This window comes from Pseudomonas flavescens (assembly GCF_013408425.1).
GTDB lineage: Bacteria > Pseudomonadota > Gammaproteobacteria > Pseudomonadales > Pseudomonadaceae > Aquipseudomonas > Aquipseudomonas fulva_A.
This window is the reverse complement of record NZ_JACBYV010000001.1, coordinates 2,717,915-2,739,754: the sequence shown is the minus strand read 5'-3', so window position 1 is coordinate 2,739,754 and position 21,840 is coordinate 2,717,915. Positions and strand designations below refer to the sequence as shown.

Here is a 21,840-nt window from a genome sequence, read left to right as displayed (position 1 = left end):
ATCCAGCTGATTTATAAGATAAAAAATAAATTGGCACGTGCTTTGCTGAGAACTTTGCACGAAAACCGGCTGGCCGATACGGCAAAGGTTCCTGAGATGAGCATCAGCTTTGATAACGCGCTTGGCATTCACGAGAAGGCACTGGGCTTCCGCGCTCAGCGTGCCGAGGTGTTGGCCAATAACATGGCGAATGCCGATACCCCCAACTACAAGGCGCGAGATCTGGATTTCGCCTCCGTGCTGGCCCAGCAGGCTGCCAAGAGCAGCGGCAGCGGCAACTCCGGTCTGAAAACCACCAACAGCCGGCATATCGCAGCAGAAGGCGTGCCAATGGGCGATGCGGCGTTGGCTTATCGAACGCCGACTGCGCCATCGATCGATCAGAACACCGTGGACGCTCAGGTCGAGCAGGCCAACTATGCCGAGAACTCGGTGGCTTTCCAGACCAGCTTCACGCTGCTCAACAGCAAATTCAAAGGGCTCGTCAGCGCCCTGCGTGGTGAATAAAGGAGCCCGATATGTCACTTACCAGCGTTTTCAACATCGCCGGAACCGGCATGAGTGCCCAGAGCACTCGCCTGAATACCATTTCCAGCAACATCGCCAACGCCGAAACGGTGTCTTCCAGCATCGATCAGACCTACCGGGCTCGTCATCCGGTATTCGCCACCGTGTTTCAGCAGGCCCAGGGTGGCGAGAACGGTTCGCTGTTCGCCGATCAGGATCAGTCAGGCGCGGGTGTTCAGGTACTGGGTATCGTCGAGGATCAGAGCAGCCTGATGCCACGTTACGAGCCTAACCACCCGGCCGCCGACGAAGCGGGCTACGTGTACTACCCCAACGTCAACGTGGTCGAGGAGATGGCGGACATGATTTCTGCCAGTCGTGCCTTCCAGACCAACGTGGAAATGATGAATACCGCGAAGCAGATGATGCAGCGCGTTCTGACCTTGGGTCAGTGAGCCGGGAGTGAGAGATGAGCACTGTTGATGGCGTCAGCTCCAGTTCGGTACTGGACAAGTATCAGGTCAAGCAGGATTCCACCACGCAGAACAAGGAGCTGGGCAAGGACCAGTTCCTCAACCTGCTGGTGGCGCAGCTGAACAACCAGAACCCGCTTGAGCCTCAGGGCAATGGCGAGTTCATCGCCCAGCTGGCGCAGTTCAGTACCGTTGAGGGCGTCGAGAAGCTCAACTCGAGCATGGAAACCATTCTCTCCGGCTACCAGTCTTCCCAGGCCCTGCAGGCTTCTTCGCTGGTCGGTCGCAAGGTGATCGTGCCGGTGGACAAGGCGGTGGTCGATACCAGTGAAAGCTTCAAGGCCAGTGCCGTGCTGCCAACCAGCAGCAGCAACGTGTACGTCAACGTTTATGACACTGCCGGTGCGGTGGTGAGCCGCATCAACCTGGGTGAGCAGCAGGCTGGCAACGTGAGCTTCATCTGGGACGGCAAGGATGCCAGCGGCAATGTGATGAAGCCGGGTACCTACAGGTTCGAGGCGCAGGCGACCTACGGCAACGAAACCAAGGGGCTCTACACCTTGCTGCCGGCCAACGTCGACAGCGTCACGCTGGGCGGCAACGAATTGATGCTCAATCTTGCAGGGGTCGGCAATGTGCCACTTTCGCAAGTGCAGGTCATTGGTCAGTAATTAACAGGCTATAACTGCCGGGCTTTCGGCAAGGAGATTTTTCATGTCGTTCAATATCGGTCTTAGCGGCCTGCGCGCTGCAACCAGTGACCTCAATGTGACCGGTAACAACATCGCCAACGCCGGTACTGCGGGCTTCAAGCAGTCGCGTGCCGAGTTCGCCGACCTGTATGCCTCGTCGATGCTCAGCAGTGGCTCCAACCCGATCGGTAGCGGTGTGCTGCTCAGCGATGTGTCCCAATTGTTCAGCCAGGGCAACATCAACTACACGCAGAACTCGCTGGATCTGGCCATTCAGGGCAACGGTTTTTTCCGCACCAGCAACAATGGCGATATCAGCTACACCCGTGCCGGTTACTTCGGTACTGATCGTGAAGGCTTCATCGTCAACAATTTCGGCCATAACCTGCAGGGTTATGGCGTGGATGCCAACGGTAATTTGCAGAACGGCATCATCGGCAACCTGAAGGTGGAAACGGCTAGCCAGGCGCCTAGGGCTACGTCCACCATTACTCAGCCGTTCAACCTGAACTCGACCGAGAGCGTCCCGGTGCTGCGCCAGAGCGCCTATGACGGCGCCTATCAAACCGCGTTCAACGGCTCTTTGTTGCCGGGTAACCCGAACCCGACGCCTGCCGAGATCGCGGCCGCCACTGCGGCTGCAACGCCTGCACAGCTTGCGGCTGCCAATGCGGCGGGGGCTGCGGCGGGTACCACTGCAGCCAACGCTTCGTTCAACCCGGCGGATCCGACCAGCTACAACCGTTCCACCTCGGTCAATATTTACGACGCCCAGGGCAATGCGCACTCCTTCACCCAGTACTTCGTGAAGACCGGAGCGAACAACTGGGACGTGAAGATTCTGGTGGACGGTCGTAATCCGCTGGATCCGACCAGTACTCAGGCGCTTTCGGCAGGGGTGAGCTTCGACTCGTCCGGCAAGCTGCAGACCATCGATCCGGCAAGGCTGAGCACAGGGTTGTCGATGAACCCTGATGGCACCCTCAGCATGAATGGCTGGGTGCCTGCGGCGCCGACCAATGCCGAGGGTACGACCTGGGCAGCAAACGGTTCCACGGCCAGCGGGGCGGTGAAGTTCGATTTCCGTGGGTCTTCGCAGTACAACAGTACGTTTGCGGTCGCCAAGGTCGAGCAGGACGGTTATAGCACCGGGGAGCTGTCGGGCCTGGAAATTGACGAGACCGGTGTTCTGTTCGCTCGCTATACCAATGGCCAGACCAAAGTTCAGGGCCAACTGGTGCTGGCCAACTTCGCCAACATGCAGGGGCTTACACCGGTTGGCAAAACGGCGTGGGTTCAATCGTCGGCATCTGGTGAGCCGGTCATCGGCACGCCAAAAAGCGGCACCCTGGGGTCGTTGCAGGCTGGGGCGCTGGAAGATTCCAACGTCGAGCTGTCGGATCAGCTGGTCAACCTGATCGTTGCCCAGCGCAACTATCAGGCCAACGCCAAAACCATCGAGACCGAGAGCGCCATCACGCAGACGATCATCAACCTGCGTTGATGCCCGCGTCAGGGAGTCGTTGCCGCTAGCGGCAACAACTCGCCAAGCGACAAATTACAGGCTCCCTCGGGAGCCTGTTTCGTTTATATAAATCCAATAAAATCATTAGGTTGCGATTTTTTGTGGTTGGTGGCACGTGAATTGCTTTTAAGCTCTTGTCAGAGTCGCGGGCGAGTTGCCCCACCTCGGAGGAAACATGGACAAGATGCTGTACGTCTCCATGACTGGTGCCCACAACAACACGTTGGCCCAGCGTGCCCACGCCAACAATCTGGCGAACATCTCCACGAGCGGTTTTCGCCGCGATTTCGAGCAGGCGCGCTCGATGCCGATTTTTGGAGAAACGCAGCCTAGCCGTGTGTTCGCCATGAGCGAGCGACCCGGTACCGATTTCACGCCTGGCTCCTTGCAGGAAACCGGTCGTGATCTGGATGTGGCGATTGGTGGCAAGGGCTGGTTGGCCGTGCAGTCGCCCGATGGCACCGAAGCCTATGTGCGTACTGCGAGCCTCAACGTGGATGCCATGGGCATGCTGCGCACCGGTAATGGCATGCCGGTGATGGGCAATGCCGGGCCGATCGCCGTGCCGCCCGAGCAGAAGATCGAGATTGGCCAGGACGGCACCATCAGCATCCGTGCCTTGGGCGAGGCGCCCAATGTGTTGGCCGAGGTCGACAGGTTGCGGCTGGTGAACCCGGACCTCAAGCAGATGCAGAAGGGCAGCGACGGCATGATCCGTTTCAACGGCCCGCAGCCACCGGAAGCCGACGCCACCGTGCAGATTACTTCGGGCTTTCTCGAGTCCAGCAACGTCAATGCCGTCGAGGAAATGACCTCGATTCTGGCGCTGTCCCGGCAGTTCGAGCTGTCGGTAAAGATGATGCGTACCGCAGAAGACAATGACACCGCCATGGCGCGTGTCTTGCAAATGACCTGATAACCAAACGCGCGGCGCCATGAATCCGGCGCCCGAGGAGAAACGCTATGCTTCCGGCACTTTGGGTCAGCAAGACCGGCCTGTCCGCTCAGGACATGAACCTGACGACCATTTCCAACAACCTGGCCAACGTGTCCACCACGGGCTTCAAGCGCGATCGCGCCGAGTTCGAGGACCTGCTGTACCAGATCCGTCGCCAGCCTGGCGGTCAGTCCAGCCAGGACAGCCAGCTGCCTTCCGGCCTGCAGCTCGGTACCGGTGTGCGTATCAATGGCACGCAGAAGATCTTCACTGCCGGTAGCCTGCAGACCACCGAGCAGCCGATGGACATGGCGATCAACGGCCGCGGCTTCTTTCAGGTACTGATGCCCGATGGCACGGTGTCCTACACCCGTGACGGCAGCTTTCACCTGAACTCCGATGGCCAGGTGGTGACGTCTCAGGGTTTCGCGCTGGAGCCGGCCATCGTGCTGCCACCGGAAGTGCGTACCTTCACCGTGGGTGAGGACGGCACCGCGTCGGTGACCACCACCGGCAACCCGCAGCCGCAGATCGTCGGCAACATCCAGATCACCGACTTCATCAACCCGGCGGGTCTGGAAGCGATCGGCAACAACCTGTTCCTGGAGACCGCCTCCAGCGGTGCGCCGCAGGTCGGCACGCCCGGCCTCAACGGCTTGGGTACGACCCTGCAGAACACCCTGGAAAACTCCAACGTCAGCGTGGTCGAGGAGATGGTCAACATGATCACCACTCAGCGCGCCTACGAGATGAACTCCAAGGTCATCTCCACCGCTGACCAGATGCTGTCCTTCATCACGCAGAACCTTTAAGAAACCCGGGGTAGGGCAGCAGCTCACCCCCTGATACGCCTGAACGCTGTGAGGTAGTGGTTATGAACCGCTTGGTGTGTGTGTTCTCGATTCTCGGCAGCGTAGTGCTGAGTGGCTGCGTGGCGCCGGTCGCCAAGCCCAACGATCCGTACTACGCACCTGTGTTGCCACGCACGCCGCTGCCGGCCGCGCAGAACAATGGCTCGATCTTCCAGTCGGGCTTCGAGAACAATCTGTACGGCGACCGCAAGGCGTTCCGCGTGGGTGATGTGATTACCATCAGCCTGAGCGAGCGCATGCAGGCCAGCAAGAACGCCAGCTCGCAGATGTCCAAGGACAGTAATGCCAATATCGGCCTGACGTCGCTGTTCGGCGGTGGCGTATCGATCGACAACCCCAGCTCCAGCCTCAATCCGCTGAAGGCCGAGAACCTGGGACTCAGTGCCCAGTACGGCGCCCAGCGTGACACCAATGGTTCCGGCCAGGCCGGGCAGAGCAACAGCCTGACCGGTTCGATCACCGTGACCGTGGCCGAAGTACTGCCCAACGGGTTGCTGGTCGTGCGCGGTGAGAAGTGGATGACCCTCAACACCGGTGACGAGCTGGTGCGCATCGCCGGTCTGGTTCGTTCCGACGACGTTGCTCGTGACAACACCGTGGCCTCGACCCGTATCGCCGATGCACGCATCACCTATTCCGGTACTGGCGCCTTCGCCGATGCCAGTCAGCCAGGTTGGCTGGATCGCTTTTTCGTCAGCCCGCTGTGGCCGTTCTGAGGTTCATGATCATGCGCAAATGGATCATCACCGTTGCAGCTCTGCTGCTGGCCTCGACCGCTCAAGCCGAGCGACTCAAGGACCTGGCCAGTATCCAGGGTGTGCGTAGTAACCAGTTGATCGGTTACGGCCTGGTCGTGGGCCTCAATGGCAGCGGCGACCAGACTACCCAGACGCCGTTTACCGTGCAGACCTTCAACAACATGATGGCGCAGTTCGGCATCAAGGTGCCGGAAGGCGGCAACGTGCAGTTGAAGAACGTCGCTGCGGTGTCGATCCACGCCGACCTGCCGCCTTTCGCCAAGCCCGGGCAGACCATCGACATCACCATTTCCTCGATCGGCAACGCCAAGAGCCTGCGCGGCGGCAGCCTGTTGATGACGCCCCTCAAGGGGATCGACGGCAACACCTACGCAATCGCCCAGGGCAATCTGGTGGTGGGCGGTTTCGATGCCAGCGGCGCCGATGGTTCGCGCATTACCGTCAACGTGCCTTCGGCCGGTCGCATCCCCGGTGGCGCCACGGTGGAGCGTCCGGTGCCGAGCGGCTTCGATCAGGGCAACACCCTGACACTGAACCTCAACCGTCCGGATTTCACCACGGCAAAGAACATCGTCGACCACATCAACGAGCTGCTCGGCCCAGGTGTGGCCCAGGCGCTCGACGGCGGCTCGATTCGCGTCAGCGCGCCGCTCGATCCGAGTCAGCGCGTCGACTATCTGTCGATTCTGGAAAACCTCGAGGTCGACGTCGGTCAGGCGGTTGCCAAGGTCATCATCAACTCGCGCACTGGCACCATCGTCATTGGCCAGAACGTGCGTGTGCAGCCGGCAGCCGTGACCCACGGCAGCCTGACGGTGACCATCACCGAAGACCCGATCGTCAGCCAGCCGGGCGCGCTGTCCGGCGGCGAGACTGCGGTAGTGCCGCGTTCGCGTGTCGGCGCCGACGAGGAAATGAAACCGATGTTCAAGTTCGGCCCCGGTACCACCCTCGACGAAATCGTGCGTGCGGTGAATCAGGTAGGCGCTGCGCCTTCCGATCTGATGGCCATCCTGGAGGCGCTCAAGCAAGCCGGCGCTCTGCAGGCCGACCTGATCGTGATTTAAAAGGAGCGGGACATGGATACTCGACTCGCGGCCGCCGGCACCACCACTCTCGACACGGGCGCCTATACCGATCTCAATCGCCTCAACCAGTTCAAGGTTGGCGGCGACAATGAGGAGAACATTCGCAAGGTCGCGAAGGAGTTCGAGTCGCTGTTCCTCAATGAAATGCTCAAGACCATGCGTTCGGCCAACGAGGTGTTCGGCGAAGGCAACTTCATGAACAGTAACGAGGCCAAGACCTACCAGGACATGTACGACCAGCAGTTGTCGGTGACCATGGCCGGCAACAAGAACGGTATCGGTCTGGCGGACGTGATGGCGCGGCAAATGTCGAAGATGCGCAGCGTCAGCGATCGACCCAATCCATTCGCTCAGGTCGATGCGCCGGTGCCTGCTGCGCCGAGCAAACCGCTGGCTCGCACTGAACAGACCGCTGCGCCTATGCAGGTCGAAAAGGCCCAGGGTTCCGCCGAAGGCGAACGCAACGACATGGCCTTGCTCAATCAGCGTCGTTTGTCGCTGCCGGGCAAACTGGCGCAGCGGATCCAGGCTGGTATCGTGCCGAGCGCCGAGGCGGCCAGTGCCTCCACGGCTGCGGGAACGCCCGCGGGCGATGCGGTCGGCAAACCCCTGGCCAAGGGCGACTGGTTGCCGGCCAAAGCCTATGCCGCACCGGCCGAACGCAGCCTGAACATCAACGGCAGCGAAGAAATCGCCAGCCGCACGACCTTCAAGTCGGCCAAGGAATTCATGGAAACCATGCTGCCGATGGCCGAGAAGGCCGCGGCCAAGCTGGGCGTCGATCCTCGCTATCTGGTGGCGCAGGCAGCACTGGAAACCGGTTGGGGCAAGTCGATCATCAAGCAGGGCGATGGCAGTAGCAGCCATAACCTGTTCGGTATCAAGACCCACAACAGCTGGGGCGGCGATTCCGCGCGGGTGATGACCACCGAATACGAGAACGGCAAGCCGGTGAAGGAGGCCGCGTCCTTTCGTGCCTACGAATCCTATGCCCACAGCTTCGAAGACTACGTGAGCTTTCTGCAGAGCAACGGGCGTTATGAAAAGGCCCTGAGCTCGACCGCCAACCCCGAGCAGTTCGCCCGTGAGTTGCAAAAAGCCGGCTATGCCACCGATCCGCAGTACGCCAAAAAGGTGTCGCAGATCGCTCGCAAGCTGTCGACCTACCAGATGATCGCCGCCAACGGCGCGCCCTCCAACCAGGGATGATGAAGCATGGCTGACTTATTGAGTATTGGCCTGTCAGGCCTGTCGGCGAACAAGACCTCGCTGGCGGTCACTGGCCATAACATCACCAATATCAACACGCCGGGATTCTCTCGTCAGGATACGATTCAGGCTACGCGTACGCCGCAGTTCAGCGGGGCCGGCTATATCGGCTCCGGCACTACCTTGGTCGACATCCGCCGCAGTTACAGTGAGTTTCTCACTACCCAACTGCGCAGCAGCACCGCGCATAGCAGCGATGTCGCCGCTTACAAGAGCCAGATCGATCAGCTCGACTCGTTGCTGGCCGGCACCACCACGGGCGTCACGCCGTCGCTGCAGAAGTTCTTCTCGGCCCTGCAGACCGCTGCCGAAGACCCTTCCAATGTGCCCGCTCGGCAGTTGGTGCTTTCCGAAGCCGAGGGGCTGAGCCGGCGCTTCAATACCGTTTATGACCGCTTGAGCGAGCAGAACAGCTTCGCCAACAAACAGATGGGCGCCGTGACCGAGCAGGTCAATCGGCTTGCCACCTCCATTGCCAGCCTCAACGAATCCATCGCGGTCGCTCAATCCAATGGCAGTCAGCCCAATGACCTGCTCGACGCCCGTGAAGAGGCGGTACGCCAGCTGTCGACCTTCATCGGCGTCAATGTCGTGGCGCAGAACGATGGCACGCAGAACGTCTTCATTGGCTCCGGTCAGCCTCTGGTAATCGGCAGCAATGCTGCACGCCTGGAGGTGGTGCCTGGTAGCAACGATCCGAATCGCTCCGAGATACAGTTCATCGTTGGCGCCGCGCGGCAGACCATCACCACACAGGTTACCGGTGGGGAGTTGGGCGGTATCTTGCGGTATCGCGAGGAGGTGCTGGACAGCACCTTCAATTCGCTGGGGCGCCTGGCATTGGCGGTGAGTGATCAGGTCAACAGTCAGTTGGGGCAGGGCCTGGATCTGAAGGGCCAGGTGGGTGCCAAACTGTTCGGTGATTACAACGCGGAGTCACTGGCCCGCTTGCGCGTACTGTCGTCGTCCAGCAACAGCAGCAATGCGTCACCGATCCTGAACATCACCAACAGTTCGCTCTTGACCACCAGCGACTATCGACTGGAGTTCGACGGCAGCAATTACACGGCGCGGCGCCTGAGTGACAACCAGCCGATGACCGTCACCCAGAACCCTCCCGGCACCCTGAGCTTTCAGGACAGTGCCGGACGTAACCAGGGGTTCCAGATCGTTGTCGGCACTCCTGCACCTGCCGCGGGTGATTCGTTCGTGCTGCAGCCGACGCGCATTGGCGCCTCGACCATATCCACCGTGCTGGACCAGGCCGACCAGCTGGCGTTCGCTGCGCCGGTTCGCGCCGAGGCCAATCTGCAGAACCGCGGCAACGGTGTGATCAGTCAGCCGACGCTGCAGTCCACGGGTAGCAATATCGACCCGGCAGCGTTGCAGGCCGCATTTCCTCCGCTGACACTGACTTACGATTCGGCTGCGGGCGGTTTCAACGGGTTGCCTGCTGGTGCGACGCTGACCCGCGTCGATAACAAGGGGCAGCCGATCACTCCGGCGCCGACCCCGCTCTTCGAACCGGGCCAGCAGAACAACTACCAGTTGACCCTGGCCGATGGCACCAGCGTCAACATGAGCGTCAGCGGCCGTCCGGAAAACGGCGACCGCTTCAACATCGCCTTCAACCAGAACGGTGTTTCGGACAACCGTAACGCTCTGGCGCTGGTTGGCCTGCAGAACAAGCAGGTAATCGGTGTCGACCCCACGGTAACCGGCATTACCACCGGCTCCAGCTTCACCGACAGTTATGGCGACCTGATCGAGCGCGTCGGCACCCTCACTGCCCAGGCCCGCCAGGACAGCGAGGCGACAACTGCTATCCTCAAACAGGCGCAGGACAACCGCGATTCGCTGTCGGCGGTCAACCTGGACGAGGAGGCGGCCAACCTGATCAAGTTCGAGCAGTACTACAACGCGTCCGCCCAGGTGATTCAAGTTGCGCGCTCTTTGTTCGATACCCTGATCGGGGCATTCAGGTAGTGGCGTGAACGTGCTTAGCGGGTAGGGTGGGCTTCAGCCCACAAACACACAATACGATCAACCATCCAGCAATGGCCAGATGGTGAACAAATCCCAAGAGGGTGCGGCTCAGGCAAACGCCAGTCACCGCCAGAGAAGACGAGGCAGCTATGCGCATTTCCACTGTTCAGGCGTTCAACAACGGCGTGCAAGGCCTGCAGCGCAACTACGCCAATGCCATACGCACTCAGGAACAGATCAGCACCGGCAACCGCATCCTCACCCCCGCGGATGACCCGGTCGCCTCGGTACGCCTGCTGCAGCTCGAGCAGCAGCAGAATGTGTTGACTCAGTACAACGACAACCTGACGGCAGCGAAGAACAGCCTGAACCAGGAAGAGGCCACGCTCAATTCGGTAAACACCGTCATACAGCGCGTTCAGGAACTTGCCGTGCGAGCAGGCAATGGTTCGCTGGGTGTCGAGGAGCGCAAGTCCATCGCTGCCGAGCTGCGCGAGCGCGAGGATGAGCTGCTGGGCCTGATGAACACCAAGAACGCCCGTGGTGAGTATCTGTTCTCCGGGTTCCAGGGCAAGGCTGAGCCTTTCACTCGTAACGCCGATGGCACTTATTCCTACCAAGGCGATGAAGGGCAACGCAAACTGGAAATTGCCAGCTCCCTGAGCGTGGCTATCAGCGATAACGGCAAAAGAGTATTCCAGAACGTCACCAACGCCGGCCGTCTGGATGCGGCCGTCACCGCGCAGCCCGGCTCTACCCTCCGTGCTTCAACGCCTCTGGTGCAGGACGAAGTGGCATTCAGCGCAACGCCTGCCTTCCCTGAGGGGGGGATAGATATCGTTTTCGGCAACCCCGATGCCAACAGCTACGAGATCTTCGCTGCCGGAACCACTACGCCGGCGCTGGGTACCGGATCCATGGACGAAGAGCCTGGCTCGACTGACAAGCTGGTGTTCCGCGGCGTAGTGGTCAATTTCGACGGTGCACCCGCAAGCGGCGATACCGTAACCGTCACTTCTGACCCTAACCGGCAAAAGCAAGGCTTGCTCGATACCATAGGCAGCCTGCGCAAGTCTCTCGAAGACGCACCAGCGACCGAGGAGGGCAGTCGTCTTGCCCGTGACGCCGTGGCGCAAGCGATTACCAATCTGTCGCATGCCAGCACCACGGTCGACAGCACACGTGGTGAAATCGGCGCACGCCTGAACGTTGTCGAGAACACCCTCACCGATAACGAAGACGTTGGCCTGATCAATAAGTCGGTACAGGCCGAGCTACGCGAACTGGATTATCCCGAAGCGCTTTCGCGCTTGTCGTTCCAGACATTGATTCTCGAGGCTGCGCAACAGAGTTATGTGAAGGTGAGTAGTCTGAATCTGTTCAACAAGCTCTGATTGAGCGATCGGGTGTTGGCTTTGAAAATTAAATATTTAAGATTAAATATTTTGCGACTGTTCAGGAGCAATGATTGTGTTGGCAGTTAATGAGTATCTTCCTCAAGAGTCGCTGAATTTTTTTAATACCAGTATTTTTTTCAAGCTCCATGCCACGTCTAATAGTTATTATTTTCAGTGGCTGGTACATGAAAGGCCGGTGTTAACCCTGAATCTGTCAGAAACAGAAGAAGGTTGCTATATTAGTCCGGTGCGTGGCACCTATGGTGGGATAGATGGTATTACGAATGTTCGGCACTCAGAGAGTATCGCTTTTATTAACGAAGTAGAGCGCTTTTTGACTGAGCGCGGGGCTAGTAAGGTAAGAGTTTTATTACCGCCAAGTTTTCATGATCTTCATGGCGTGTCTTTACAGCAATTCCTGCTAGAGTCTCAAGGCTATCACAGCGTATTTTGCGATATTAACTATAGCGCACCGGTAGATGCCGTCGCTTTTGAAGCGCGGACATGTTCCGATAGCAAACGGCGCTTGAAAAACTTGAGGTCAAGCGGACTCTCTGTCACGCGAGGGGGCTCAGAGATGCTTGAAAAGGTATATGGTTTGATAGAAATTCATCATTCCGCTAAGGATTTCCGTTTAAGCATGACAATGGAACAATTGGCTTTAATGCTGAATGTATATCCTGATAATTTTGAGCTTTTCTGTGGTGAGCTGGATGGGGTCTGTATAGCTGCAGTTATTGGTGTTCATTTGAATGATAATATTTTTTATATATTCAAAATTGCTGACTTGCCTGGCTATGCAAATTTTAGCCCCTCAATCGCGATGGTACAGGCTTGCTACGATCAAGCCTATCAGCGTGGATGTAAATTCCTAGATTATGGGATTTCCTCAGTCGCTGGGGTTCCAAATTTGGGCCTTATGAATTTTAAACGTGGCCTAGGCTTCAGTGAAACGTTGAAAGTGACAATGGAGAAGTCCCTTGGATCGTGATATTGAGCGCTATGCTGCTAGTTATTCTGAAATGCCGTTCGAACCTGTCCAGGCTGAATTTCGGCGCGCTTTTGTTTTAGAGCAAATTGAGCGCATGGCGCCGCGTTCTATACTTGAAGTCGGATGTGGTTGGAATCCTCTGTTCATGGATGTCCAGAGTAAAATTAAAATATGCACAGTTGAACCTTCACAGCAGTTCTATGACCATGCATGTAGTTTGATCAAGGGGCACGGTAACGCAAGGCTCATACAAGGTTTCTTGGAAGAGGTTGCTCTGGAAGATATTGGGACTTTTGACTTGGTAATTTTGAGTGGCGTGCTTCATGAGGTTTCGCAGCCTTTAGCGCTTCTTGAGTCAGCTAAAAGATTTTGCTCCGCTCACAGTCAGCTGCACGTCAATGTTCCCAATGCTAAATCTTTTCATCGTTTACTTGCCTTGGAGATGGGGTTGATAGAAAGCCTCTACCAGCTATCTGAAAGTCAGCGGGCCTTGGAGCAAAACAATACTTTTGATCTAGATAGCCTATCTGCTCTTCTACAGGACGCTGGTTTCGTTGTTGGGGATGCCGGAAGTTACTTCGTCAAACCATTTACGCATAAACAGATGCAGTCTCTGATTGATCGAGGAATTATCAGTCGTACAATGTTAGACGGCCTAATGAGGTTGTCGAAACATTTTCCTAATAATGGGTCTGAGGTATATGTAAATGCCCGCCTTGCACTATGATCAAGTATTGATCGGTAACAATCTCGCTGTAATGGTTGCTGCATTGGCCTGTGCTGATGCAGGACAGCGGGTTTTATTGGCGACTGATGGTCTGATTCTAGGAGGACACTTTGCTGGGATTATTGCGGGGGGGAAGCTTTTTGACTTGGGCATGGTTGCCTTAGACCTGAAAGTATCAGGTAAGCAGCTTAATGATGTGCGTTACTATGATCCGGCTATTCGAAATCATAATGCTCATTTTGCTTCTTCAATAAAGGCATTCTTAGGAAGCCTTATCGATATACGTCGTGTCAACTGTCCTCAGGTTTGGCTTGAGGGACGCCGGTATCCTGATTATCTGTTGAGTAATAAGCTTGATGCTTTTCGAGGTGATGTCCTTGTACAAGAAATCACCAATGACCCGCATGGCCAGTCGACGCATTTACATGCGTCCAATAAGGTTTCCGATCCAAATTATCGCGACCTGAGTTATGCTAGCGCATCTGTTTATAATCATGGCAAATATATACATAATCGTTATATTGAACCGGTTTGCCAGAAAATTCTTGGCTGCTCCAGCGAATCAATATCTGCTAGCTTCCATCGCTTGGGATGGTTGCCCCTCTATTATCCCGAGACGCTAAATGAAGTCATTCGGGGGGAAGCCTGTAGCTTGCCTGAATATCCATTTTGGACGACGGATCAAGGTTGTGTCGCTGAACTGGTAAGATTTATTGCTCGCGCATTAGAGTCCCATTCGTTAGTGGATATTGATCGTTCTAGAATGTTGGCGGTTGATTCAACTCAGCAAACACCACGTCTGCGTTTAGAAAGTGGTTTGCCCATTGATTGTCAGCGTTTAGCGGCGGGGCTAGCGGATAGGAGACTGGCTGAGTTAACAGGAGTGCCAGTTATACGTCATTTGCAGCGCATAGATGTGCGTGTGGTTTTTCTCTTGATACACCGAGATAGCATGCCAGCTTTTTTTCCTTGTTTATTTATTGCTGATGAAAAGGTTGCTGCTTATCGAGTCACAGATCAAGACTCGATGGCCGGGCTTGATCCGCAGTGGCATAGGGTGTCTGTGGAGTTTAATCAAGACCAGTTCGTAAAATACTACCCTGACCCGGTTAAAGCCGATGAGGCAGTCTTGCATGAGTTGCTATACCTTTCAGTAGTATCTGAGTTGCGGTCTGCGCATATAGTTAGGACATTGGTAGCGCCCAAGGCTCTTCCTCTTCCTAGCTTGGACAATCTCCCATATCTTGATCAGCCGGTTTTCGATCTAGAGAGGCTTGGGCGCGTCGAGCTTACGGGTAGTTTATTAGGCGCGGCTCTGGCTTCGCTCAATGATCAGATTATTCAAGGAATGAAAATCGCTGCACGCTGATGCAAATCTGACGTGATCACATATAAGGGGGTATTCATGAGTGTGCAGAGCCAGAGAGTTTTACCATTTTTAGATCTGCTTGCTTTGAATCAGCGCTTCAAAGAACAGTTTATAGACGTAACAGAGCGTGTGCTATGTAGTGGGCGTTTTATTTTAGGTATGTACTGCTTGGATTTTGAGAAGGTGTTTGCGAGCTATTGCGGTGTAGCTCACGGCGTAGGTGTTGGCAATGGGCTTGAGTCTCTACAATTGATTTTGAAAGCGTTACTTGAACTTGACCGAATAAAGGTCGGTGATGGTGTTATTGTTCCTGGCAATACTTTTATTGCTACTGCTCTCGCAGTCACTAATAATTCCTTGCGGCTTCAGTTGGTGGAGCCTGATGCTGAATCCTTTAACTTGGATATTAACGAAGTTGAAGCTGCGATTGATGAGCGTACACGTGTAATTATCGCAGTGCACTTATATGGGCGTCTTGCGAATATGAGCGCACTGCGTGAGCTTGCAGAGCGACGTGGGCTTTTGCTAATCGAAGATGCTTCTCAAGCTCATGGTGCTAGCTTTGAAGGCCGTAAGGCTGGTAGCTGGGGAATTGCCGCAGGTTTTAGCCTTTTCCCAGGTAAACCGCTTGGTGCGCTGGGTGACGCGGGTGTAATTGTTACTGATGATCCGGAACTGGCCGAGACCGTTCGAGCTTTGCGCAATTATGGTAGTTACATCAAGTACCAACATGAGTATCTTGGGTCGAACTCTAGGCTCGACGAATTACAAGCTGCATTTTTGCTAATAAAGCTCGACCATCTTGATGCTGACAACCGTGAGAAGGCAAATATTGCCGAAATCTACTGTCAGGGTATAAAAAATAATGCCATATCTCTGCCACGGACGCCTAGTGCCGATGAGGTGCACGCATGGCATATCTTTACAGTACGCAGCACTAAGCGGTCGGCGTTGCAGGCTCATTTATTCAAGGAGGGAATAGAAACACTCGTCCATTATCCATTGCCTATTCATAAGCAGCCTGCTTATTCCGAATATAATCACCTTGCCTTGCCAATAACAGTAGAACTTTCCAATCAGGTGCTAAGTTTGCCCATTTATCCAGGCTTATGTGAGTCAGATATTCAGCGCGTCGTTGCTGCGTGTAATAGTTTTATTGGCTAGTAATTGGTCGATAGAGGAGAGGCTATGTCTCTACAGAACTGCAGAATAATAGATTTACCAAAGATAGAAGATAAACGTGGTAATTTGACTTTTATTGAAGGTGGGCGTCATGTTCCATTCGATATTGGTCGAGTCTATTATTTGTACGATGTTCCTGGTGGTGCTGATCGGGGGGGGCATGCGCATAAAAAATTGCATCAGTTGTTGGTTGCAATTTCAGGAAGTTTCGACGTTACCCTGAGTGATGGGAAGGCAAGCTTCAAGTATAGCTTGAACCGTTCTTATTATGGATTGTATGTTCCTCCGATGATGTGGCGCGACATAGATAACTTTTCCAGTGGCTCGGTATGCTTGGTTTTGGCTTCGGACTATTACTCTGAAGATGACTATTTTCGCGATTATGGTGCTTTCAGTCAGGCCGTTTTGGAACGTTCAGATGCTTAAAATAATTTCGAACTCTCTTGATGCAAACCCGGCTAAGCTACCTTTGGTTACAGTTTGTATTTGTACCTATAATCATGAGAAGTATGTTGCCGAGGCCATTGATTCAGTTTTGCAGCAAACGTATCAGAATATTGAAATCCTTTTGCTTGATGATGCTTCAACTGACAATACGGCATTGATTGTTAAGAGCTATGCAGATAAAAATCCTGAAAAAATAAAAGCTATTTTCCTAGACGTTAATGGTGGTGCTTCTGCCGCCTGTAATCGTGTTTTTTTCTTGGCTGCTGGTGAGTTTGTCGCTTTTCTAGGATCCGATGATCGGATGCGGCCTCTCCGTATCGAGAAACAGGTGGAGTTTCTACTACAAAACCCAGGATGCGTGGGTGTATTCACCGATATCTGTGTAATTGATCAGCAAGGCCGTTCCTTTGAAAGAAGTGTTGTATACGAAAATTTTTTCAATAGGTCTTTGGCGGATTTGCGAATAAATTTACTTAGTGGAAATTTTCTAAATTCACCTTCAGCCATGGTTCGCCGTGACGACATGAGGGCAACGGGCGGATACAATCCTCTTCTGCGTTATGTTCATGACTATGATTTTTGGGGAAAGCTTTTGGCAAGGGGGGAGCTCGGAAAGATTCCCCAAGTATTAACTGACTATAGAGTACATGGTCATAATTTGAGTGTCGGCGTTACGGGGGAAGGCGGTGTCCGGCTCAATATGGAAATGGTCTCGGTTATTATTGGCTTTGTCCGTACTTGGACGCTAGAGATGCTCGCTGGCATACCAGTGTTAACAAGTTTTCAAAAAAGAGACTTGCTGCTGGAACTTATCCAAGTACTTGAGTTGGTGGATCGGAAGTACTTGAAAGTTCCTGCTAATGGCTGCGCGCTGGCTTACGATCTTTCTCTCCAAGTCGCTTGGATAGATTCAGTAAAAGCCCGGCAGGCACAGGCGCGTATTGAAAAAATATTTTCGCAGGGTTTTTCATCTGTAGAGTTGCCCTTTTCAGGTGAAACCCCAATATGGCTTAAATCTCCTGCCCGGAGCTTGGGTGTCAACTTCAATTCTGGACTATCACTTGACAATTGGTTGGCTCGGCGGGTTTTGACCCCCGTTCAGGTAAGGTTGATCGAAGACGTAAGTCGGGGTCAGCAAGTTAGTCTTTCTTTGTTTATCTTTTGGTCTGGCGAAAATGTCGCCTTATTAAGGCAGACAATTGATAGTCTGGCGAACAGTTCTTCATTAGTTAGAATCAATCCCCTTGTGGTTCTTGCGTCTGATAGTGGTTTTCATTCTGAGTGTGCTGAATTTAAAGATATTGAATTTATTAGTTCCACTGTTGACAGTTTTCATGCGCTGAATGCTTGCATAAGCAGTTGCACGTCTGATTGGGTTCTGCAAGTCCAGGCAGGAGAAGAACTTCGGCCGAGCGGTTCTACTATGCTAGGTTTGGAGTCTTCTGCTGCAAATGCATGTAATGCTCTGTTCTTTGACGAGGTTTATAGTCAGGATGGTTCTGTGTGTGGAATAGCTTTACGTCCTAGCTTTAACCTTGACTATTTTCTCAGTTTTCCCTCTGCGTTATCGCGTCATTGGTTGTTGAGGCCTGCTGTAGTAAATGAGCTTGGTGGCTTCTCAGACCATTGTGGAGGGAGTCATGAGTTCGATCTGATCCTTCGTATGCTCGCAAAATTCGGCACCGATGGGATAGGTCATATAGCTGAGCCGTTGGTTCAATGTAGCTCGCCGTGCTTGATCGATAGTGGGTATGAACGACGTGCTTTAGTTAGCCATCTTAAGCAGCGTGGCTACGAACACTGCTCTGTTGGTGCAGACAAGCCAGGTCGCTACCGGATCGATTACGGTCATGCGCACACACCGCTTGTGTCTTTTTTGATTGTTGCTGGTGATCGCCTCCACTCATTGCAGCGTTGTATTGAGAGCATCCTTGAGAATACTCGCTATCCTTATTATGAATTGCTCATTATTCAATATTATGGCCAACCCGCCGAAGTGAGTTCTTGGCTGAGCGTTTTGGAAGGGCTTGGAGAAACTCGTATTCGTATTATGACGGCTGGAGGCCATAAAGACTCTCGCCAGATGCTGATTAACCAAGCTGCGTTTCAGGCTAATGGTGATTACGTACTGCTTTTTTCAGCCGATGCGGCGGCAGTTAGTGAGGAGTGGTTGAGCGAACTGCTGAATCATGGGCAGCGTCCAGAGGTCGGTTGTGTTGGTCCCAAGTTCCTGTCGTCGGATGGGAAAATAGCGCAGGCTGGTCTGATTCTTGGTTTGACAGGTCCGATCGGCTACCCCGATGTTGGGGAGTCCTTAGATGCACCGGGCTATATGCAGCGGCTTCAGGTTGTACAAAACAGTAGTGTTATAGGCCACGAATGTTTGCTGGTAGAAAAAAAACTTTATTTAGCATTAGGAGGGCTGAGTGAAAGTTCGATTTCTTTTCGTCATGCTGGTGCAGATCTATGTTTGAAGGCTCGTCAGGCGGGTTATCTGACCGTGTGGACACCCTTTGCGCAGTTGATGCTTGATCGTGTCGACACCACGTTCGATAGCGTTGCAGACCAGGACGCTATGTACGCCAAATGGCTACAGCAATTGCGGCACGACCCGATATACAACCCAAATTTCTCGCTGGCGCAACCTGGGGGCTTTAAGCTTGCCGATACTGCGCTTTCGTGGCGCCCCTTGGCTTCGTGGAAGTCCTTGGTAACTGTCCTTGCTCATCCTTCCGATAACTATGGTTCGGGCCACTACCGAGTGATACAGCCATTCACTGCATTGCAGGAAGCAGGGCTTATTCAAGGTGCGCTGTCTTCCGGCTTAATGCACGTGACGGATCTCGGGCGCTACGACCCGGATGTAGTCGTTTTGCAGAAGCAGATTGGTAATGACCGTTTCGAGGCCATGCGTCGCATGCAGGCGTTTTCACGAGCACTCAAGGTCTACGAACTCGACGACTACCTGCCGAATCTGCCTGTAAAAAGTGTTCACCGGGCGCAGATGCCCAAGGATATTCTGAAATCCATGCGGCGCGGGCTGAGCTATGTAGATCGTTTCGTAGTGTCCACCCAGGCCCTGGCCGAGGCCTGTGGCGGCCTGCACGATGATATCCGGGTAATCGAGAACTACCTGCCACCTGCCTGGTGGAAAGGGCTTGCCAGCCCGCGCAGCCGGTCCGGTAAACCCAGGGTCGGCTGGGCGGGTGGCATAAGTCACACCGGTGATCTGGAAATGATTGCCGATGTGGTGCAAGCGTTGGCCGATGAAGTCGATTGGGTGTTCATGGGCATGTGTCCGGAGAAGCTTCGGCCCTTCGTCAAGGAGATTCACCAGGGGGTCGATATCCTGGCTTATCCGCGTGCACTGGCTGCGCTCAATCTGGATCTGGCGGTGGCTCCGCTGGAGGAGAATCCGTTCAACCAGTGCAAGAGCAATCTGCGCTTACTGGAATACGGAGCCTGCGGCTTTCCCGTCGTCTGCAGCGACGTGCGCAGTTATGAAGGATCGCTTCCCGTCACCCGTGTGAAGAACCGTTACCGGGATTGGGCGGAGGCCATCAGGATGCATGTCGCCGACCTCGATGCATCGGCTCATGCAGGCAGTGCCTTGCACCAACAGGTCATGCGTGACTGGATGCTGGAGGGCGGCAACCTGATTGCCTGGCGGCATGCTTGGTTGCCTGACTGAAGGCGCACGTAGCGGCGCGATTCATCGGACTCAAGAATTCGTGAAGCGCGCCGACATGCTGTTCAGGATAAGGTTGAAGAGTCATGGCTCCCAGGCTGTCAAGGGAGTCGCAAAAAAATTCAACTTCTCTCCTAAAGCTTCGCAGATTCAGGTCGATAAAGAGTATGAAAGCGAACTCAATGTTGCCTGAGCATTGCAGGCCAGAGTCGCAAGCCCAGGCAAACACGTTAGTGTCCGATGGAGGACAAACATCATGGCTTTGACCGTAAACACCAACATTGCGTCGTTGAACACTCAGCGCAACCTGAACACTTCGTCCAACGCGCTCAACACCTCCCTGCAGCGTCTGTCGACCGGTTCGCGCATCAACAGTGCCAAGGACGATGCGGCTGGCCTGCAGATCGCCAACCGCCTGACCAGCCAGGTGAACGGCCTGAACGTGGCGGTGAAGAACTCCAACGACGGCATCTCCATGGCGCAGACCGCTGAGGGCGCACTGCAGCAGTCGACCACCATCCTGCAGCGTATGCGTGACCTGTCCCTGCAGTCGGCCAACGGCTCGAACAGCGAAGGCGAGCGTAAAGCACTGAACTCGGAAGTGACCGAGCTCAAGAAAGAGCTTAACCGTATCTCCAACACCACTACCTTTGGTGGCAAGAAGCTGCTGGATGGTAACTTCGGCACCACCACCTTCCAGGTAGGTAGCGCAGCCAACGAAACCATCAGCGTGAAGATCGACGAGATGAGCACTTCGTCGCTGAAGGGTAAGTATTACGAAGGGACCATCGCTTCGGGTAGTGGCACTGCGACTGCTTCTGGCACCGTTACGGTTTCCGGAACTGTGAATGGTACAGATTTCTCGGTTGACGTAACCGTGGCCAGTGGATCAACAGGGGAGCAGTTCAGTCAGGCTGTTGCTACTGCTATCAACGATGCCAACATCGGGGTCGGTGCTTTCGTGGACGACACTGGAGCCACCACTCTGATTTCTGGTCAGAACACAGATGGTACGGCGAATGCGCTTTCTGCTTTGAGTGTTAGCGGTACCGTGGCTGGTATCACTGCTGGTGCTTATGCTAGTGGCACAGCTGTCACCGAAACAGAAATGACCAACATCGACGTCAGCACCGTACAAGGTGCCCAGGAGTCGGTAATCGTCATCGACCAGGCTATCCAAGCGATCGACAAGCAACGTGCCGACCTCGGTGCTGTGCAGAACCGCTTCGAGAACACCATCGGTAACCTGCAGAACATCGCAGAGAACGTTTCGGCTGCACGTGGTCGGATTCAGGATACGGACTTCGCGGCAGAAACCGCGAACCTGACCAAGAACCAGATCCTGCAGCAGGCCGGTACTGCGATCCTGTCTCAGGCCAACCAGCTGCCGCAGGCGGTGCTCAGCCTCCTGCAGTAAGCCAAGTCGGCTAGGCTGCTCTAAACTCCGGGGGGAAGTGCATAGCGCTTCTCCCCGTTTTGCCTTGCGAGGTAAAAGAAATGGACATCGCAATAAATAGTTTGTCGCCAGTACTGGCAAAGCCCACAGGTACGTCTGTACCTGCTGCGTATGCCGGGGCGGCAGCTTCTTCAGAAGCGTCTAGTGACCAGCCTGCTGTGCGTCAGGGGCAGGCCGCGGCTGAAGATGCGGGGCAGATGTACGAGCAGGTGGATAATGCTGTCACGTCCATCCAGAGTTTCGTACAGAACATTCGGCGTGATCTCAATTTCAGCGTCGACGACTCGAGCGGCAGGGTTGTGGTCAAGGTCACCGACCGTGCTTCAGGTGATGTCATTCGCCAATTGCCGTCTGAAGAGGCATTGCGTTTGGCAGAGAGTCTGGAAGAGGTGCGCAGTCTCCTGTTCAAGGCCGAGGCCTGACATGGCTCGGTTTTTGAATGCAGGATGGGACTGAATGAACTTTCACGCATGAGC

Annotated in this window: 19 protein-coding genes; all 19 read left to right on the top strand. The window is 54.7% G+C overall.

Annotation, left to right across the window (positions count from 1 at the left end):
• Positions 1 to 96: 96 nt before the first annotated feature.
• The 19 genes from flgB (at position 97) to FHR27_RS12125 (ending at position 21,786) form a co-directional block, all read left to right on the top strand.
• Entirely contained in the window at positions 97 to 507 is a 411-nt protein-coding gene (gene flgB, locus FHR27_RS12215) for a flagellar basal body rod protein FlgB (protein ID WP_042553106.1), read from the top strand.
• Positions 508 to 518: 11 nt separating this feature from the next.
• Positions 519 to 962, top strand: coding sequence for a flagellar basal body rod protein FlgC (flgC, locus tag FHR27_RS12210; RefSeq protein WP_042553105.1), 444 nt, complete (start codon positions 519 to 521; stop codon positions 960 to 962).
• Between the two features lie 14 nt (positions 963 to 976).
• Positions 977 to 1,651 carry a flagellar hook assembly protein FlgD gene (gene flgD, locus FHR27_RS12205; RefSeq protein WP_042553104.1) on the top strand — a complete coding sequence of 225 codons (675 nt, stop codon included), beginning with the start codon at positions 977 to 979 and terminating at the stop codon, positions 1,649 to 1,651.
• Positions 1,652 to 1,694: 43 nt separating this feature from the next.
• Positions 1,695 to 3,176: a flagellar hook protein FlgE gene (locus FHR27_RS12200; RefSeq protein ID WP_042553103.1), complete on the top strand. Its 1,482-nt coding sequence runs from the start codon at positions 1,695 to 1,697 to the stop codon at positions 3,174 to 3,176.
• A 196-nt stretch (positions 3,177 to 3,372) separates the two neighbouring features.
• On the top strand, positions 3,373 to 4,113 hold the full coding sequence (locus FHR27_RS12195) for a flagellar basal body rod protein FlgF (RefSeq protein WP_042553102.1): 741 nt from the start codon (positions 3,373 to 3,375) through the stop codon (positions 4,111 to 4,113).
• 47 nt (positions 4,114 to 4,160) lie between these two features.
• Positions 4,161 to 4,946, top strand: a complete 786-nt coding sequence (flgG, locus tag FHR27_RS12190) for a flagellar basal-body rod protein FlgG (protein ID WP_042553101.1) — start codon at positions 4,161 to 4,163, stop codon at positions 4,944 to 4,946.
• Positions 4,947 to 5,008: 62 nt separating this feature from the next.
• The gene (flgH, locus tag FHR27_RS12185) at positions 5,009 to 5,722 is read left to right on the top strand and encodes a flagellar basal body L-ring protein FlgH (protein ID WP_042553100.1); all 714 of its coding nucleotides are present in this window, start codon (positions 5,009 to 5,011) and stop codon (positions 5,720 to 5,722) included.
• Between the two features lie 11 nt (positions 5,723 to 5,733).
• Complete coding sequence (locus FHR27_RS12180) at positions 5,734 to 6,831, top strand: flagellar basal body P-ring protein FlgI (protein ID WP_042553173.1); 1,098 nt, start codon at positions 5,734 to 5,736, stop codon at positions 6,829 to 6,831.
• A 12-nt stretch (positions 6,832 to 6,843) separates the two neighbouring features.
• A complete protein-coding gene (gene flgJ, locus FHR27_RS12175) occupies positions 6,844 to 8,061 on the top strand; it encodes a flagellar assembly peptidoglycan hydrolase FlgJ (RefSeq protein WP_179538698.1) in 1,218 nt (405 codons plus the stop codon).
• Between the two features lie 6 nt (positions 8,062 to 8,067).
• Positions 8,068 to 10,107 (top strand): flagellar hook-associated protein FlgK, encoded by a 2,040-nt coding sequence (gene flgK, locus FHR27_RS12170; RefSeq protein WP_179538697.1) that lies wholly within the window; start codon positions 8,068 to 8,070, stop codon positions 10,105 to 10,107.
• 149 nt (positions 10,108 to 10,256) lie between these two features.
• Positions 10,257 to 11,501 (top strand): flagellar hook-associated protein FlgL, encoded by a 1,245-nt coding sequence (gene flgL, locus FHR27_RS12165; RefSeq protein ID WP_042553097.1) that lies wholly within the window; start codon positions 10,257 to 10,259, stop codon positions 11,499 to 11,501.
• Positions 11,502 to 11,577: 76 nt separating this feature from the next.
• Complete coding sequence (locus tag FHR27_RS12160) at positions 11,578 to 12,495, top strand: GNAT family N-acetyltransferase (protein WP_179538696.1); 918 nt, start codon at positions 11,578 to 11,580, stop codon at positions 12,493 to 12,495.
• Positions 12,485 to 13,222 (top strand): class I SAM-dependent methyltransferase, encoded by a 738-nt coding sequence (locus FHR27_RS12155; RefSeq protein ID WP_042553095.1) that lies wholly within the window; start codon positions 12,485 to 12,487, stop codon positions 13,220 to 13,222. Before FHR27_RS12160 ends, FHR27_RS12155 begins: the two co-directional genes overlap by 11 nt.
• Positions 13,203 to 14,591 carry a hypothetical protein gene (locus FHR27_RS12150; protein WP_156152676.1) on the top strand — a complete coding sequence of 463 codons (1,389 nt, stop codon included), beginning with the start codon at positions 13,203 to 13,205 and terminating at the stop codon, positions 14,589 to 14,591. Before FHR27_RS12155 ends, FHR27_RS12150 begins: the two co-directional genes overlap by 20 nt.
• A gap of 36 nt (positions 14,592 to 14,627) precedes the next feature.
• On the top strand, positions 14,628 to 15,755 hold the full coding sequence (locus FHR27_RS12145) for a DegT/DnrJ/EryC1/StrS family aminotransferase (RefSeq protein WP_082045752.1): 1,128 nt from the start codon (positions 14,628 to 14,630) through the stop codon (positions 15,753 to 15,755).
• A gap of 24 nt (positions 15,756 to 15,779) precedes the next feature.
• Complete coding sequence (locus FHR27_RS12140; protein ID WP_082045750.1) at positions 15,780 to 16,199, top strand: sugar 3,4-ketoisomerase; 420 nt, start codon at positions 15,780 to 15,782, stop codon at positions 16,197 to 16,199.
• Entirely contained in the window at positions 16,192 to 19,911 is a 3,720-nt protein-coding gene (locus FHR27_RS12135) for a glycosyltransferase (RefSeq protein WP_179538695.1), read from the top strand. The genes FHR27_RS12140 and FHR27_RS12135 overlap by 8 nt, the downstream gene beginning before the upstream one ends.
• A gap of 253 nt (positions 19,912 to 20,164) precedes the next feature.
• On the top strand, positions 20,165 to 21,325 hold the full coding sequence (locus FHR27_RS12130; protein WP_042553091.1) for a flagellin: 1,161 nt from the start codon (positions 20,165 to 20,167) through the stop codon (positions 21,323 to 21,325).
• An 80-nt stretch (positions 21,326 to 21,405) separates the two neighbouring features.
• A complete protein-coding gene (locus FHR27_RS12125) occupies positions 21,406 to 21,786 on the top strand; it encodes a flagellar protein FlaG (RefSeq protein ID WP_042553090.1) in 381 nt (126 codons plus the stop codon).
• Positions 21,787 to 21,840: the final 54 nt, after the last annotated feature.

What these genes read in the sequence shown, in the direction of transcription:
- flgG (WP_042553101.1), top strand. Translation starts at nt 4,161, where the DNA reads ATGCTTCCGGCACTTTGGGTCAGCAAGACCGGCCTGTCCGCTCAGGAC.
- FHR27_RS12180 (WP_042553173.1), top strand. Translation starts at nt 5,734, where the DNA reads ATGCGCAAATGGATCATCACCGTTGCAGCTCTGCTGCTGGCCTCGACC.
- flgH (WP_042553100.1), top strand. Translation starts at nt 5,009, where the DNA reads ATGAACCGCTTGGTGTGTGTGTTCTCGATTCTCGGCAGCGTAGTGCTG.
- FHR27_RS12195 (WP_042553102.1), top strand. Translation starts at nt 3,373, where the DNA reads ATGGACAAGATGCTGTACGTCTCCATGACTGGTGCCCACAACAACACG.
- flgL (WP_042553097.1), top strand. Translation starts at nt 10,257, where the DNA reads ATGCGCATTTCCACTGTTCAGGCGTTCAACAACGGCGTGCAAGGCCTG.
- flgD (WP_042553104.1), top strand. Translation starts at nt 977, where the DNA reads ATGAGCACTGTTGATGGCGTCAGCTCCAGTTCGGTACTGGACAAGTAT.
- FHR27_RS12140 (WP_082045750.1), top strand. Translation starts at nt 15,780, where the DNA reads ATGTCTCTACAGAACTGCAGAATAATAGATTTACCAAAGATAGAAGAT.
- flgB (WP_042553106.1), top strand. Translation starts at nt 97, where the DNA reads ATGAGCATCAGCTTTGATAACGCGCTTGGCATTCACGAGAAGGCACTG.
- FHR27_RS12145 (WP_082045752.1), top strand. Translation starts at nt 14,628, where the DNA reads ATGAGTGTGCAGAGCCAGAGAGTTTTACCATTTTTAGATCTGCTTGCT.
- FHR27_RS12135 (WP_179538695.1), top strand. Translation starts at nt 16,192, where the DNA reads ATGCTTAAAATAATTTCGAACTCTCTTGATGCAAACCCGGCTAAGCTA.
- flgC (WP_042553105.1), top strand. Translation starts at nt 519, where the DNA reads ATGTCACTTACCAGCGTTTTCAACATCGCCGGAACCGGCATGAGTGCC.
- FHR27_RS12150 (WP_156152676.1), top strand. Translation starts at nt 13,203, where the DNA reads ATGCCCGCCTTGCACTATGATCAAGTATTGATCGGTAACAATCTCGCT.
- flgJ (WP_179538698.1), top strand. Translation starts at nt 6,844, where the DNA reads ATGGATACTCGACTCGCGGCCGCCGGCACCACCACTCTCGACACGGGC.
- flgK (WP_179538697.1), top strand. Translation starts at nt 8,068, where the DNA reads ATGGCTGACTTATTGAGTATTGGCCTGTCAGGCCTGTCGGCGAACAAG.
- FHR27_RS12125 (WP_042553090.1), top strand. Translation starts at nt 21,406, where the DNA reads ATGGACATCGCAATAAATAGTTTGTCGCCAGTACTGGCAAAGCCCACA.
- FHR27_RS12200 (WP_042553103.1), top strand. Translation starts at nt 1,695, where the DNA reads ATGTCGTTCAATATCGGTCTTAGCGGCCTGCGCGCTGCAACCAGTGAC.
- FHR27_RS12130 (WP_042553091.1), top strand. Translation starts at nt 20,165, where the DNA reads ATGGCTTTGACCGTAAACACCAACATTGCGTCGTTGAACACTCAGCGC.